The sequence below is a fragment of the Streptomyces lavendulae subsp. lavendulae genome (assembly GCF_002803845.1).
GTDB lineage: Bacteria > Actinomycetota > Actinomycetes > Streptomycetales > Streptomycetaceae > Streptomyces > Streptomyces lavendulae.
The window spans coordinates 22,068-37,219 of the sequence record NZ_CP024985.1; the positions used below are offsets into that span (position 1 = coordinate 22,068).

Sequence of the window (15,152 nt, forward strand, 5' to 3'; positions counted from 1 at the left end):
CCGCCTCCCGGGCCCTGGCGACGGCGCCGTGCGCGGCGCCGCCGTACAACGGGACCTCGGAGAGCGGGTCGCGGGTTCCGCGGCCGTGCCGCCGGTCGTAATGGGTGTCGGCGGTATGCGACGCCTCGTCCCACCGCCCCGCGCGACACCCGGCTCCTCATGCGGCCGCCCGGATCGTCAGACCGTCGGTGAGCCCTTGTAATCGTGGCCCCGGTAGCCGCGGCCGTCCTTGTGCCAGTCGAGGTACAGGACCGCGTTCCCGTACGCGCCGCTCCCAGCCAGGTGGCTAATCGCTGGCGTGCGGTAGTGCCCGTCACGGTCCCCGCCGGACGTCGCTTTCTCCAGCCGGTCTTTGATCTCGAACTCGCGCTCGACGACCACGGGGTCGGTGCCCTGGCGGGACTTCATGATCTGGAGCCGGACCTTGGCTCCGTCGAAGATCGTCGCGTCCTTGGCGGCGTAGAAGGCGGGCCCGTCCCAGGTGATGTCGGCGTAGGTGTGGACGGTGGATCCGGAGCGCGCCACACACACCTGGATTTTGATGTCCCAGTTATCTGGGGCGGGGCCGCTGTATCCGGCGTCGTCGATCGTCTGCGTGCTCGTAGAGCAACGGTAGCTGAGCGTGGCGGCTGCCGGGGCAGCGGCAGCGGCAGCGGCAGTAGGGGCGGTAGCAACAGCGAGCGCGGCCGCGGCGGCCAGCAAGGTCTCGGTGGTGGTGTTCATTCCCGTTCAAGGCCGGTCAGAGCTCGCACGACACGGGCCCGGCCGGAAGTCACTACGCACGAGGGACGCCGACCGGCATCTCCCCCATCGCCTGCACAAGCCCGTCAGGGTGGCGACTGTGCCCAGCTCTCCGGACCAGCACCCCGCCACTCGAAGAGGCCCGTCTCTTCCTCGCCGAGCACTCCGCAGGCGGCACTGGACCTGCGAGCGCTGCAGCGCCGACAACTTCGCCACGTTGGGCGCCTCCACCTGCAGATACCTCCGCGAGTGGACGAACTAGAGGTGGTGAGTTCGCTGGTGGTGAGGTCTCCGCGCATCCAGTGAGTTGGGGGTCTCTGGGGCTGTGACCTGCGGTGGGGAGGCGGTGGGGAGTCACCGGTGACTCCCCACCAAAAGCGTGGCCCAGCCGTGACGGCGCGGGGCTTGCCGTGGTGAGCGGAGCGGTGAGGGCGTAGCCGTTCTCTGGGGCAAGCAACTCCACTTCCCCTCGAAAGGCGTCCTCATGACACGTCGTCGCACTGTCCCTCCCGGCCGGGAGCGGCCCGCCAGCTGGGCCGCGGTCTCGAAGCCGCTGCGGGCTCCGCGGCCGGAGACCGTCCCCGTCGGCCGTCCCGTATCTCACGGTCCCCGGCTGGCCCGGATCGGTGTCTGGACCGCCCTCGCGGCTGGCCCCCTCGCCCTGGCCGTCGCCTTGGCGGCCCCGGCCGGGAGTGCCGCGCAGGCCGCCCCGGCTCCGACGCCGAGCAGCAGTCGGGTTCAGGCTGATCCGGCGGGGACGGCCGCTTACTTCGTGGAGCTGTGGCTGCGCGCCGACGCGTCCGCCGCCGACAGCCTGGTGGGGGCGGCGGTGCGGAGGATGGCGCCGCAGGCCGAACTCCCCTCCCGTTCCGGCGAGGCCGGCAGCCCTGCCTCGGTGCTGGTGACCCCGCTACGCACGGTCTTTCTCCCGGGTGGCGGGTGGACGGTGACAGTCGCCGCCGTCACCGACGAGCGGCGCGCACCGTCGCCCGGCGGCTCGGACCAGGCGGTCGTGCAGCCCGTGGCCCGGTACTTCGCCGTCAACGGCACCGGAGGCCAGGACGACGGGCCGTTGGTCGTCACCGGTTCGCCCGCTGAGGTTGCCGCTCCTGAGGCGGCCCAGACCAGCCCGTCCGTCTTCGGCCGCGCCGTCCCTTCCACCGGTTCCCTGGCTGTCTCGCTGACCGAGTTCCTGCGGACCTACCTCGCGGGCCCCGACGGGCAGGGGGCGGGCGTGGAGCGGTACCTGTCGCCCGGGGTGCGCCTGTCTGCGCCGACGGCAGCCGTCTACACGCGGGTTGAGGTCAAGGACGTCGCCGCCGATGCGGAGGCGGCCGCCGGGACGGCTGTTCCGGCCGACGGGAGCCGGGCGCGTGTCCGCGTGCGCGTCGAGGGATCGGACGCGGCCGGTACGCGCTGGCCGCTGGAGTACCGCCTGACCGTCACGGCCCGCGCCGGCCGCTGGGAGATCAGTGCCCTGGAGACCGGTTCGCCCGCCCCGGCGTCGGTAGGCGCCGCATCCCCCACCGCCCCGTCCACCGTCACCTCAGGAGGTACCCGATGAGCAGCATGTTCCTCGCGAGTCAGCTTGACGACCTGGGCAACGGAGTCTTCGACATGCTGGGCAAGTGGGCCGACCGCGGTCTCAAGGTCGCTCTCGTGGTGATCGTCCTGGTGGTCATCTGCCGCCAGTTCTCCCTCAAGGCCGGTATCGGGGCGCTGCTCGCCATGGCGCTGGCGCTGGGCATCTACAACGCCCGCGACACCCTGGCCGGGCTCTTCTCCGAGAAGATCAAGAGTCCCTCGACCGGGTCCGCCCCGTTCAAGCCGCAGGCTCCGAAGGCCCGCACGGACGGGAAGGTCCTGTGAGCGCGGGGGCGCGTGCTCGGGTCGCGCGTGTCTACACCGGTGCGCGCCGCCACCCGTGGGTGCTGGGCAAGCTCGGTGACTGGATCATCTGGTTCGGCCCGTACACGCCCGCGCAGCTGGTCGTTCTCGGTGGTGGGGCGTTCGCGCTGGTCAAGGGCTACGACTGGTGGTCGTGGGCGGGGCCGGTGCCGGTCGTGCTGTGGCTGGTGGCGGTGTGGGCGGTGCGCGGTGCGCAGATCGCCGGTCAGAACCCGTTCACCGCCGTGGCTGGCGTGCTGTCGCTGCTGCTGCGGCATCCGGCGGGGCGGATCGGTGGGCGGATCGCCCGTGAGCGCCGGTCCTGCTGCCTGCGCGGCAGGTTCGTCATCCAGCCTGCCCCCAGCTCCGTGCTGCCCGGTGCCCCTTCGGACGCCGTGAGCCGGGCAAGCGGGGCGGCCGGAGCGGGCGGCGCCGTCGTACGGCTGCCCGCTGTGTCGGGGCGTGCGGCGGCGGGGTCGGGCTTGGACTCGCTCCTGACGGGCTCCGCAAGGAGGGCGGCGTGATGCGTACTCCTCCGTTCCGGCATGTTGCCGGTCATCTGCTGTGGTCGGCTTCTGCCCGTGTCTGGGCGGTGTGGCGGGTGACGCCGCTGGCGGGCGGCTATCTTCCCGCCCGCGTGCGTCAGGACCTGCTGGACCGGGTCACTTCCCTGGTGCGGTCGATGCCTGCGATGGAGCCGAGGCTGTTCGTTCTGGCGGCGCGGACCGACCCGGGCGAGATCGCCGAGCGGATGGTGGCCGGCCTGGACTGGCAGCGCCTGCCCGCCTGGGCGGAAACCTGCGCGGCGGCTGTCGACCTGCTGGCCGGGCAGGAGATGCACGAGCGGACCCTGTGGCTGGCTGTGGCGCTCCCGCGCCGGTCGGGGACTGCGGCCTCTTCCTTCAACACCCTGTACGGGGAGGTGTCCGCCGTACTGGACCTGCCGCCCGTACCGGTGCCGGAGGCGGAGGTGACCGCCGCGTTCGCGGAGGCCGAGCGGATCCAGACGTCCCTGGGTGGCGGACTCGGGCTGCGGCCGGCGTCCCCGGCGGAGATCGTGTGGATGGTGCAGCACGCCGTGCACCGCGGTCTCGACCAGGAGCCGTTGCTGTCGGACGCTGAGCACAGCTCGCTCTACGGCAGCCGCGTCCGTGAGGGCCGGCTCTCCTCTCCCTCGTACGCGGATCTGGGGCAGATCCGTCTCGCCGAAGGCGGGCAGGACACCCGGATCCCGGGCAGGGCGAAGGCCGCCGACCGGCCGTGGTGGCGTAAGGCCGGCACCGCGTCCCCTCTGGGCCGCCGGTGGCTGCAGGTCGAATCCGAGGCCGGTACCGGCTATCAGTCCCACCTCGTGCTCGCCGAGCTTCCGCCCGCCGTGGCAGTCGACAGCGCGGACGTCCTGGCGCAGCTGGAGCAGCTGCATTTCCCGGTCGATGTGTGTGTGGATCTGCGGATCGTCCCGGCGAAGAAGGCCCGAGCCCAGGTCCAGCGCAAGAAGCGCGAGCTCCTGGACCAGGCGGGCCAGTACGGGGCGCAGCCGACCGGGATGCCGCATTCGCTGCCGGAGGCGGCGGGGGATCTTGCCGAGCAGGACGCGCGGATGGCGCGGACGTCGGTGGAGGTCGAGGTCCAGTCGGTGACGGTGCTGTCCGTGTGGGGGCCGGACGCGGCTACGTGTGATGCGCGGGCTCGGGAGCTGTCGGCGGCTCTGTCGGGGGGTGACTACCGGGTGGAGCGCCCCTATGGGATGCAGGAAGACCTGTTCGCTCTGTCCCTGCCTGGCACTGCCCGTCCGGCGAAGCTGGGCCAGTTCACCCAGCACCAGTTGTCGGAGGACTGGGCCGCCGCGGGGGCGTTCACGTTGTCGGGGGTGGGGGACCCGGGCGGGATGCTGGTCGGTCACGATCTGGACAGCGGCACTATTCGCCCTGTGCTGCTGAACCCGGCCGATGCGCCGCAGGTGAACGCGTCCGCTTCGCTGGCGGTGGTCGGGGATCTCGGCGCCGGTAAGAGCGTCCTGGAGAAGCTGGTCACCGCGGCGGTCGTGGACCAGGGCGGGCGGGCCATCGTTATCGACCGGACTCCGATCCGGGAGTGGGCGAGCTTCGGGCGGGCCGCGTTGGGCGAGCGGTGTGAGGTCATTGACGCTGCTCGCGCGGAGGTGTCCATCGACCCGCTGCGCGTGTTCGGCGGGGCCGTCGGCGCCCACTACGCGCTGTCGTACCTGACGTTGCAGCTGGGTGTCGGCGCGATGACCGCCGCTGGGGCGGTGCTGCATCACGCGGTCCAGGAGGTATGCGCGGGTGCGGATCCGTCCATGGGCCAGGTTCTGGACGTCCTCGACGGCCTGGGCAAGACGGGCAGCGCGACCACGCGTGCCGACGCCGCGGCCACCTTGGCGGACCTGCTGCGGATTGTGCGCGACAACCCGCTCGCGGCCATGGTCTTCGACGCGGACCTGCCACCGGTCACGCTGGACGGGGACCTGGGCGCCGATCTGGTGGTGGTCACCACCACCGGCCTGACCTTGCCGCCTCGGGAGGCCTTCGCCGACGCCGAGGTCCTGCGCCAGCAGCCGCTGGAAGCCCTCATTGGGCGGGCCGTCCTCTACCTGATCGCCGCGATCGCCCGGCAGGCGGCTTTCACCGACCCGGAGCGGTTCTGTCTGGTGTCGATGGACGAGGTGTACTGGCTGACCTCCTCGGCGGAGGGCTCCGCGCTGGTCCACGAGATCCTCCACGACGGCCGCAAGCACGGCGCCGGCTGCTTCCTCGGCGCCCACGACAAGGCCGAACTCGGAGCCGACGCGGCCCTGATCGCCTACCGGTTCCTCGCCCGCACCAGCGACCGTGTCCGCGCCGCCGAGGGGCTGCGCTTCCTCGGCCTGGACGGCGACGACGAGGACCTGGTGCGGATGGTCACCACGGGCTTGTCACCCGTGGGACAGAGCGGCCGTGAGGGCGAGATGTTCCTGCGTGATCCGCGGATGCAGGTCGGCCGGATCAAGGTCGTCGTCCCGCCCGTGCCCCGCCTCAAAGAGTCGATCTTCACCACACCTGGCCGGACGGCGAAAGCCCCGGCCTCCAGGGGGAACTCATGACCCGCACCACCCCGGCCGGCGTGCGCCCGCTGCTTCTGGCTGCCGTTGCCCTGCTGCTGCTCACCTGCACCGCGGCCGCCTGGGCCATCCCGTGCAGGATGCCGGGCCCGGCGGCGCAGGCCGTGGTCTGGCCCGGCGGGCTCAACAGCCGTACCGCCCTCCTGCTGTTCTCCACCGCCGCCGTGGCAGCCGCCATCGGGCTTGTGAGCAGCGCTGGGCGTCGGCTGTGAGGGCCCGTTTCCCTTTCGACCGGGGGACGGTGCGGGCGGCCGGGTTCGTCGCGCTGCTCACCGTGGTGTTCCTGGTGACGAACACCGCGGTCGCGGTCGCAGCCGACGGGGGCGACGCCTCCGGGGGCGGGCTGCTGAGCCCGCTGGACATTTACACCCGTGAGGGTGCGCTGCTCAGCGGCTACCAGCTGGAGGCCGTGGCCGGCGCGCCGGACGGGGTTCCGGCGGTCAAGCTGATCGAGAACGGCGGGGTGCCGGACCTTGATGTGGCGGGCGAGCTCCAGCGCCTGGTGCTGTCCGGCCTGTTCACGCTGGTGCGGCTGCTCGTGGGGCTGTGCTGCTGGCTGCTCGACTTCGTGTTCAAGTTCCCCTTGCTGAGCTTGCTGACGAATCCGGCGCAGCGTCTCGCCGACGCGTACCAGCGGCATGTCGTGGGCGCGCTCGGGCTCTCGGGGCTGCTGCTGGCATGGGCTTTCGTTTTCGGGCTGATCCTGTTTGTGCGCGGCAAGGTCGGCACGGGGCTGGGAGAGATCGTGATGACCCTGGTGATTGCAGCCCTGGCCACCAGTGCGTTCATCCGGCCCGACTACCTGCTGGGAAGGGACGGGCCCCTCGCCCAGACGCACCAGGCCGCCATCGAGGTCGCGGCCATCACCACCGGCTCCTACTTCGACACCCCTGCCCGGGGGGCGCGCCCGTGTGACAGTGCGGTCGGCCCGGCCCACGAGGCGTGTGTGACGGAGCGGGCTGAGGCAAAGACCGTGACCGGACCAATCCAGAACGCGCTCACGGACGCCCTGGTCGTCAAGCCCTACATGCTGCTCCAGTACGGCCGGATCCTCGACCCGAAGGTCCCTGGTGACGCCGCCGCTTACAAGGCTCACGTGAAGTGGGTCAAGAGCGGTCAGGACGAGCAGAAGCGGAGCGGCGCCGACCTCTCGAAGTGCGCGGGGGTGGTCGGGCCGGTCAAACAGGAGTGCGAGCGAAGCGTCGCCGAGTCCGGCGGCCAGGCGGCCAATGCGGACTGCAAGCTGCTGTTCGGGTCGGCCAAGGAGACGTGTGAGCGCCAGGGGGCCGAGAGTCAGGCCAACCCTTGCGGGAAGCTGGACAAGCCGGCCCGTGACTATTGCGAAAACGGCACCGGAACCGGCAGAGCCGACAAGGACTCTGCGTTCTCGACGCTCGTGAAGGAGCTGGACAAGGCGGGTCCGGTCGGATCGGCCTGCGCCGACTATGCGGTGAAGCCCTCCTGGGACCGGGTGTGGGCGGTCATTGCCCTCCTCGTCGCCGTCATCGTCGTCACCTTGATGATCGTCTCGATGGCGGTGGTGATGCTCGGTGCGCAGGCATCCGATGCCGCGACTGCTGCGGCAGGCCCCGTGGCCTGGGTGTGGGCGATGCTTCCCGGGCCCTCCCGGATGGTGCTGTGGCGGTGGCTTGGCGTGTTCATCGTCTCTGCCCTGGTCTCCTTCATGGCTGCGATGGCTCTGCCGCTCTTCGGGATCGGCGTGGATGCCCTGCTGTCCGACAGCGGTCCCGACCTGATTGTGGAACGGCTGCTGCTCGTCGACGCCCTCGCCGTGGCGTTTCTGATCATGCACCGCCGGATCCTGGCCGCGACCGCCAGTTTTGGGCAGCGCATGGCGACCCGGATGCGGTACTCAAAGATCGGCGGCACCCACCTGCGCGGCGACAGCTCCGAACTTGGCGCCGCCCTCGCCATGAACGGCCCCGCAGGCGGCGGCGGTGGGGGTCTGGGACGCTACGGGGGGCCGTCGGCCGCGCACAGCGCGTTCGGGGCGCGGCTGCGGTCCCTGGGCAGCCTCGCGTCGCTGGCCGACGGCAGCGGGATGCCGATGGCGTCGGGCCGGCTGCTCGGTGACGCTCTGGCCGAAGGACGGCGCGGGATCGCCCCGCTGGCGATGGCGCTGCGCGGCACGCACATGGCGTGGCGCGGCGCGCACACCGCTCTGATCGGCCCCAGGCCCGCCAGGCACCCTGCGGCCGCACGGCTGCACCACGCCGCAAACGGCTGGCACGGAGGCAACCGGCCGGGGGCCGGGGGCGCCATGGTGGTGGACCAGTGGACCGGTGAGGTTCTCCACGCTCCCGATACCGACCCTCCTCTGCTCGGATCACGCGTCCACGCCCGTGCCTCCCGGTTGCGCGGTTACCGCATTGCCTCCCGCAGCGCCCGCCTCGCCTACGGCGCGACCCTGGGCCTGCCCCGCAACATCGGCCGTGCCAACGGCGCGGCATCGCGGTTCACCGAGGACGCCCGGACACAGCTGCGGGTGGCTGCTCTCCAGGTCCGTGAGGACGGCGGGCGGTGGGCGGACGGCGTCGACCACACGGGGCAGGCCCTTGCCACCGCGTGGCAGGTCCACGACCCCATGGGCTCCGTCCGTGACGCCGCCATCGCAGCGGCCATCCACGCCGCCCCGCTCCACAGCGGCCGCGCAGGCGGGCCGCGGACCACGATCAGCCGTCTGGACACAGCCGCAGCGGCCGGCGCGGCACCTGCCCGCGCGTCTGCACCGCCCTCAGGCCGCCGTCAGCAGTCACCGGGCCAGCCCCGCCTGGCCGGCGCACGGGGCGAAAGCCACGGCCCGGCCTCGACGGACCGCGACCGGCTGCTGGCCCTCCTTCAGGCTCCGCGTGCTGCCGGACGCCACCCGCGTGAGGACGGCGGCCAGTGAAGAGGTGGAAGAAGCTGGGATGTCTGGGCGTGCTGCTGGCCGTGGCGGCCGTGTGCTGCACCGGGCCCGTCCTCCTCGCCGCCGCAACGGCTAAAAACCGGACCGGTCGCGGGGGCACGGTCAGCGCGGCGGCGGCCGGGATCCCTGAGCGGATGCTCGCGGGCTACCTCACCGGCGCCCCCCAGGTCACCCGGTACGTCAGCGGGTGCAAGGGCATGCGCTGGCAGATCCTCGCCGGGATCGCCCGCGTCGAATCCGACCACGCCTCCGGCCACCTGGTCGGCGCGGGCGGGGACATCCAGCCGGTCATCGTGGGCCCGCGCCTGGACGGCTCCGGGGCCGGCGGAAACACCACCCCCATCCGCGACACCGACGGCGGCGCCTGGGACAACGACAGCGAATACGAGCGGGCCGTCGGCCCGTTCCAGTTCCTGCCCGAAACCTTCCGCGCCTACGGCAAAGACGGGAACGGGGACGGGGTCATCAGCCCGCACAACGTGGACGACGCCGCCCTGGCGGCGGCCGTCTACCTGTGCGGCAACGGCCGCGACCTCGGCAACCGAGACCAGCTCCGCGCAGCGATCCACACCTACAACCTGTCCTGGGCGTACGTGGACGACGTCATGTCGGGCATCGACCGCTACGACGCCCTCGGCCGCGTCCCTACCCTCCCGTCTGGAAACGTCGGCGCGGTCATCCAGGCCGCCCTCGCCCAGCAGGGACAGCCCTACTCCTGGGGCGGCGGCGGCCCCTCCGGCCCGACCACCGGGATCTGCTGCTCCCCCGACGGGCAGGACGGCAGCATCGTCAGCGGCTTCGACTGCTCCGGTCTGACCCAGTACGCCTACGCCAAGGCCGGTATCAACCTCCCCCGCACCGCAGCCGAACAGGCGCGTGCCGGCCGCCGGATCCCCGCCTCAGCCGGATACAACGCCCTGGTCCCCGGCGACCTCATCTTCTACGGCTACAGCCCCACCTCCGACTCCACCATCCACCACGTCGGGATCTACCTCGGCGACGGAAAAATGATCAACGCACCCCGGCCGGGCAAGCAGGTGCAGATCGACCCGGTAACCGCGATGCCCGACTACGCGGGAGGGGCACGCCTCCTGTGACCACCGCCCCCTGGACAGGCGGGCGCCTGATCACCGCCGCCACTGTCCTCACCGCCGCCGGAATCTGTCTGCTCTACGCGGGAGTGCACAGCGGGGGAAATCCTCCGTCCGCCATGCAGCCCCCGCCCGCGACGATTCCGGTCCGGAGCGCGCACCCGGCCAACTCCCCACTGCTGCCGCCCGTACGTTCGTCTGCCTCACCGTCCGCCTCGCCGGTACCGCAGGCCGGAACAGCCACCGCGGCATCGCCGTCTGCCCACGTGCCGACATCTTCCGGCAGCGGCGGCACAACCGCTCACTTTCAGCAGCTTCCGCCGCCCGGATCCGGGCCCGCGGCCGACCCGCTCATCCAGCAGGCCCTCAACCAGGCCAGCACCCCGGACCTCCCGGCCGCAGACGAACGGCTGCTGCTCGAACTGGGCCGTACGGCCTGGCTGGCCGAGACCTCCAGCTACAGCCAGGTCCGCATCCAGGCCGCCACCGCCCGCCAGGACGGCGCCCCCTCCCGCGCGGTGGTCCGGCTGGTCTGGGCGGGCGCCGACCGGGCCGGGACCCTCCTCGACGGCCGCCCCGCCGCCGTCCACTTCACCCAGAACGGAGACGGATCATGGAACCGCACTATCTGACGGCCTCCGGGGCCCTCAGCCGAGGCACTGACCTCTTTGACCCCCTCGCGGCCGTCACCGACTGGACGCTGGTCAACCTCTGGTGGCTTGCCCTGATCGCGGCCGCGGCGCTGGCCGGCTGGGAAGCCCTGCAACAGCGCCTGGCCGCCGAGGCCCTCAGCCGCCGGACATACATGGAACTCGTCCCCACAACCCAGTTCGATCCGAGCGCGGAGCAGATCTGGCGTCAGGGCATGCAGCTGGTCCGCGCCGCCGGCTCCGGCCCGTGGTGGACGCCGCGGCGGGCCCGGACGCTGCGGCTGCGGCTGCGCGCCGACGGCCACAGGTCCCTCGCCTACCGCATCGAAGCCCCCGCCTCCGCCCGCGCGCTGCTCGCCCAGACCCCCTACGGGGCCCGCGTCCAGGTCAAGGCCGCATATCCGGTCGCCGACAAACGACGCGAGCACACAGTGCGGGCGGTACTGACCCTGCACGGAGAACCCGGATCCCGTCTGCGCGAGGTCCCTCTGGATCCCGATCCTCTCCAGCCGCTGCTCGATGCGGTCGCCGACCTGAACGCCGATCTGGGCGACCTCGCCGAGGTATGCCTCGACCTGGCCCCCGCCTCACGCTGGCGCCTGGCCGTATACCGCTTCCACACCGTGCAGCGGGCCCGGGAGAAGTCCCGCCGTGCAGCGCAGCGCGAAGCACGCTGGCTCGTCCGTCAGCCCGCCGAGAGTCTGCCCGCCTCCGTGGGCCAGCTGCTGGACCCTGCCGAATGGCGCGGTACGCCCCGCGGCCAGATGGTGATGTCGCCCCAGCCCCGGCGCGTCGACCGCGACGCAGTCCTGGGCAAGCTCGCCCACTCCCCCGGGCTGGTGCGTGTGCAGGTCCTGGTGCGGTGCGCGTCCGACGCGGCCGGGCGAGCGGAGCAGCGTCTGGCCCGGATCGAGGCGGCCATGGACGTGTACGCGGGAGCGTCCCGGCTGGCCGGGCAGGGCTGGGCACTGGGCCCGCTGCGGATCGGTCCGGACCGGTGGCCGTGGCGCGACCGCTTCGATGCCCGGTGGGCGAGCGGTCTGCTGCGGCCGACGCGAGGGGGGTGGGCTCATATCGAGGAGCTGGCGGGGCTCCTGAAGCCGCCCACCGTCACCTCGCGGGTGAGTCTGCTGGAAAGCGACATGCCGACCTATGAACCCGGTGCGGACCTGCTGCCCCAGGGCTGGTACCGGGGGCCGGACGGCCGCGAGCGGCTGCTGGCCACCCACGAGGACGACACCCTCTTCGAGATCCAGTCCGGCAAGGCCGGATGGGGCAAGACGATGCGCGCCCAGGTCCACGCCGTCGCCAGCGCCCACAACGGGCGGGGGCTCGCGTTCGTGGACCCGCACGGCGACTCCTTCGCCGACGTCGCCCGCTACCTCGCCCACGGCAACCTCATCGACCGGGTGGCACTGTTCGACCTGACCATCCGCGCCGACACGGACCTCCTGTCCTGCTGGAACCTCCTGGACATGAGCAACGGGCAGCCGCCGCACGAGGTGACCGCCGCCGTCGTCGGGGCCTTCGCCGGCGCACTGGGCTGGGGGGACATCACCGCGCCCCGCGCGCTCACCATCATGACGAAGGCAATCGAGGCACTCGTCGCCGTCAACACCGGGGCCGTCGCCGCCCGGCAGTCCAAGCGGCAGGCAACGGTCTTCCAGGTCCGGGCACTGCTTACCGACCCGGCATTCCGCCAACTCGTGGTGGGCGTACTGGATGCCGAAGCGAGGAAGTGGTGGACCGGAAGCTTCCCCGACCTCCCTCGCGATGCCCTCGCCACCGTGCTCAACCCGCTGGAGCGGCTGGGCGCGAACCCGGTGGTACGGGCCTTCCTCGGATGCCCGGTCAGCGCCTACGACATCCGCCGGGCCATGGACGAGGGCCAGGTCGTCTGGATCTGCCCGCCCGGCACCGGGCCCACCAACTCGCTGCTCATTTCTTTGATCGTTCACGACTTCCTGCGCGCCGGGCTCTCCCGCCGCGACCTGCCCGAGAAGCGGCGGCGGCCTTTCCGGTTCTACCTGGACGAGATGATCTCCCTCGACCACGGCGAATCGGACGTCCTCGCGCAGATCACCGAGCAGCTGCGCAAGTTCGGCTGCCGACTGCACGGCATGACACAGCTCATGCACCGCCTCAGCCCCTCCACCCGCGCCGCCCTGATGCAGAACGCCTCCTGCCTGTCCACGACGGCAGGGTCCGTGGAGGCCATCACACAGATCACCGCCCAGTGGCCGGACACCATCACCCCCCGCGACATCGCGTCGCTGCCCAGGTGGCGGCACTACGCCAGCTTCACCGTCGCCGGCAGGCGGATCGGACCCGTCCCGGTCCGGGGCCCCGAACTGCGGGAAGTTTTCGGCGACCGCGCCCGGCCTGCCCACATCGGGGCGCTGCGCACAGCCGCGCACACCGTTACATCAGCACTGCCTCTCGGGGAACGGACCGCGCTCGCCCTCGCCCAGGAAGACGCCGTCCGCGCCTACCTCACCGGCACCACACCGACCGACCGCAAGACCATCACCGGAGCGCCGTACGCATGACCACCGCGAACAGAATCCAGCCCTCCACTGAAGACACCCACACGCACCGGGCCCTCGCCCTGCTCGCCCAGCACCGGCTGCTGACCACCACCCAGATCCACCAGATGCTCACCCCCCGCTCACCGTCACGCAAGATCCACCGCGTCCTCGTACCGCTCCGTGAGCAGGGCCTGATCACCCACACCACCCTGGGATCCAGCAGCCGCCTCCAGGCCCACTTCCTCACCCCCGAAGGCTTCTCAACGGTCGCGGACTGGCCTGAGCTGCGCGGACGCACCGCCACGCCCATCGGCTCGGCGGCCGCCGCCTCACTGCGCGCCGCACACACTCTCACCGGCGTCCGCGCCCACCTCGCCTTCCTCACCGACGCCCGCGCCCGCGGTGACGAATACGAACCCCTGGACTGGATGCCCGAAGTCACCCACCGCCTCCCCGACACCGGGGGTGAGGACCGGCTCATCGCCGACGCCGTTTTCCACTACACCGCCACCAGTCCCCGCCGCCTGCAGTACCGGGCCTTCGTGGAAATCGACCGCACCACCATGAGCAGCGAACGCCTGGCCCGCAAACTCATCAGCTACGCCCGCTTCCACGACTACACCCCCCAGACGGTTGGACGCTGGCGCACCGTCGCCGACCAGGGATCCCTGCTCGCCTGGCAGCGCCTCTACCCCCGCTTCCCCCGGATCCTGTTCATCCTCACCGGCGCCTCCCGCACCACCCTCACCGCCCGAATCCAGGACCTGCGCAACATGACCGCCGACCACGAACTCGTCACCCGCCTCGCCGCCCACGTCCCCCTCGGCGCCGCCGTCCTCGAAGACATTGAGGAGCACGGACCGCAGGCCAACGTCTGGACCCCACTGGCCGGTGACGCCGCCCCCCGCAGCTGGACCCAGCTGTGAGCGCCGATGCCACCTTCCCCGGCCGAAGGCGGCAGGTAGCTTCACGGAGCCCCACCCCGCACTCGGTGAGTGGTGGCTGAGTGACAGAAAGGTAGTTGTTGTCGGCTGCAGCAGGTCGTGGTGACCGAACCAGTGAACAGCGCCACAAAGAATCACTACAGCAAAGAACCAGCCAGAGTCACACAATCCGGCCACGACCTCGGCACGCTCTGCCGAAGCGGCCTCCATCCGGCAGCGAAGACGAAGGGTGCACTTCAGAGGGCTTTCTGCATATGACATTTCGACAATTGCAAGCAAGCGCGACAGTCGTTCACCTGAACCACAAGAACCCCATAGGAGCTTTGCCGTTGTCATCGTAGGGTGCCGACTGCAACGCACCGCGAGGACGCAAACACGTTGCACCAGCGACGAGGCAGCTCGGGTGGGCCGCTCTGCACGCCCGCCCACCGAGGTGACAACCGGGGAGATCTCCGTGACAACGGCACGACAACACCAGACCCGCACCGCCCAACGCCGACTGCTCGCGGCCGCCGCCGTCACCGCGACACTCGCAGGCCTCACAGCCGGCTGCGGCGGCGACGGCGGTGACAACAAGGCGGCCCCGGCAAGTCCGAGTTCCGCACCCGTCACTTCGTCTTCGCCGAGTCCTTCGGGCAGCCCGGTGGACAACGACAAAGCAGAAGTGCAGACGGCCTACGACCGGTACTGGCGCGTCCTCACTGAGGCCTACGCGAAGTCGGACTCGGCAGGCACGGGCTTGAAGGATGTTGCGAGCGGTTCCGCGTACGCCCAGACGGAGGCCGGTCTTGCGGGGCTCCGCAGCGCAGGGCAGGTCGTCACCGGTAAGGCAAAGCACTCTGGAACCTCTGTCATTTTCAAGGACGGCCGGAAGCTGAAGACTGCTGTGATCACCGACTGTGTCGATGTCGCACAGTGGAAGCCTGTCGATAAGCAGACCGGCAATGAGGCCCCGCTCCCCCAGACGCGTCTCGTGCGGTATGTCACTGAGCTCACCGCCGAAAAATGGCCCACTGGCTGGGTCGTCATCGAGGAGAAGATCCCGGGACAGGCATGCTGAGAGGTGGTGTCGGTACCGTGCTTGGCGCTCTCATCCTTGCTGTCGGCGTGGTGCCCGCAGGCCTCGCGGACACCGGCGTGGACAGGTGCGCCGACAACAGGTTCTGCGTGGAAGCCGGAGTGCCGGCTTTACCCGGAGGCGGCGTTGGAAGGGGCCCTTCGGACGGTGGGAACAGCGAGGCCGGGGGGAGCAGGCCATCAGCTG

General features: G+C 71.2%; 12 protein-coding genes. 11 read left to right on the plus strand and 1 reads right to left on the minus strand.

All coding sequences use genetic code 11. The features are described from left to right. Nucleotides 1-177: 177 nt before the first annotated feature. The gene (locus SLAV_RS00120) at nucleotides 178-723 is read right to left on the minus strand and encodes a hypothetical protein (protein WP_030239806.1); all 546 of its coding nucleotides are present in this window, start codon (nucleotides 721-723) and stop codon (nucleotides 178-180) included. A 502-nt stretch (nucleotides 724-1,225) separates the two neighbouring features. Between SLAV_RS00120 and SLAV_RS00125 the strand changes: the two genes are divergently transcribed. The 11 genes from SLAV_RS00125 to SLAV_RS00175 all read left to right on the plus strand — a co-directional run bounded on the left by SLAV_RS00125 (nucleotide 1,226) and on the right by SLAV_RS00175 (nucleotide 14,948). After that, nucleotides 1,226-2,305, plus strand: a complete 1,080-nt coding sequence (locus tag SLAV_RS00125; protein ID WP_100660723.1) for a conjugal transfer protein — start codon at nucleotides 1,226-1,228, stop codon at nucleotides 2,303-2,305. Continuing rightward, nucleotides 2,302-2,610 carry a hypothetical protein gene (locus SLAV_RS00130; RefSeq protein ID WP_051841425.1) on the plus strand — a complete coding sequence of 103 codons (309 nt, stop codon included), beginning with the start codon at nucleotides 2,302-2,304 and terminating at the stop codon, nucleotides 2,608-2,610. Before SLAV_RS00125 ends, SLAV_RS00130 begins: the two co-directional genes overlap by 4 nt. Further along, a complete protein-coding gene (locus SLAV_RS00135) occupies nucleotides 2,607-3,152 on the plus strand; it encodes a hypothetical protein (RefSeq protein WP_051841426.1) in 546 nt (181 codons plus the stop codon). The genes SLAV_RS00130 and SLAV_RS00135 overlap by 4 nt, the downstream gene beginning before the upstream one ends. Then, nucleotides 3,152-5,728, plus strand: a complete 2,577-nt coding sequence (locus SLAV_RS00140; RefSeq protein ID WP_030239814.1) for an ATP-binding protein — start codon at nucleotides 3,152-3,154, stop codon at nucleotides 5,726-5,728. Before SLAV_RS00135 ends, SLAV_RS00140 begins: the two co-directional genes overlap by 1 nt. Next, nucleotides 5,725-5,958, plus strand: a complete 234-nt coding sequence (locus SLAV_RS00145) for a hypothetical protein (protein WP_030239817.1) — start codon at nucleotides 5,725-5,727, stop codon at nucleotides 5,956-5,958. Before SLAV_RS00140 ends, SLAV_RS00145 begins: the two co-directional genes overlap by 4 nt. Continuing rightward, entirely contained in the window at nucleotides 5,955-8,657 is a 2,703-nt protein-coding gene (locus tag SLAV_RS00150) for a hypothetical protein (protein ID WP_051841427.1), read from the plus strand. Before SLAV_RS00145 ends, SLAV_RS00150 begins: the two co-directional genes overlap by 4 nt. Then, nucleotides 8,654-9,772 carry a C40 family peptidase gene (locus tag SLAV_RS00155; protein ID WP_030239821.1) on the plus strand — a complete coding sequence of 373 codons (1,119 nt, stop codon included), beginning with the start codon at nucleotides 8,654-8,656 and terminating at the stop codon, nucleotides 9,770-9,772. The genes SLAV_RS00150 and SLAV_RS00155 overlap by 4 nt, the downstream gene beginning before the upstream one ends. Nucleotides 9,773-10,032: 260 nt before the next feature. Next, nucleotides 10,033-10,398: a hypothetical protein gene (locus tag SLAV_RS00160; RefSeq protein ID WP_051841428.1), complete on the plus strand. Its 366-nt coding sequence runs from the start codon at nucleotides 10,033-10,035 to the stop codon at nucleotides 10,396-10,398. Continuing rightward, on the plus strand, nucleotides 10,380-12,965 hold the full coding sequence (locus SLAV_RS00165; protein ID WP_063760375.1) for a type IV secretory system conjugative DNA transfer family protein: 2,586 nt from the start codon (nucleotides 10,380-10,382) through the stop codon (nucleotides 12,963-12,965). Before SLAV_RS00160 ends, SLAV_RS00165 begins: the two co-directional genes overlap by 19 nt. Then, entirely contained in the window at nucleotides 12,962-13,870 is a 909-nt protein-coding gene (locus tag SLAV_RS00170; protein WP_030239829.1) for a replication-relaxation family protein, read from the plus strand. The genes SLAV_RS00165 and SLAV_RS00170 overlap by 4 nt, the downstream gene beginning before the upstream one ends. A 472-nt stretch (nucleotides 13,871-14,342) precedes the next feature. After that, nucleotides 14,343-14,948, plus strand: a complete 606-nt coding sequence (locus SLAV_RS00175; RefSeq protein WP_158740920.1) for a hypothetical protein — start codon at nucleotides 14,343-14,345, stop codon at nucleotides 14,946-14,948. Nucleotides 14,949-15,152 lie beyond the last annotated feature (204 nt).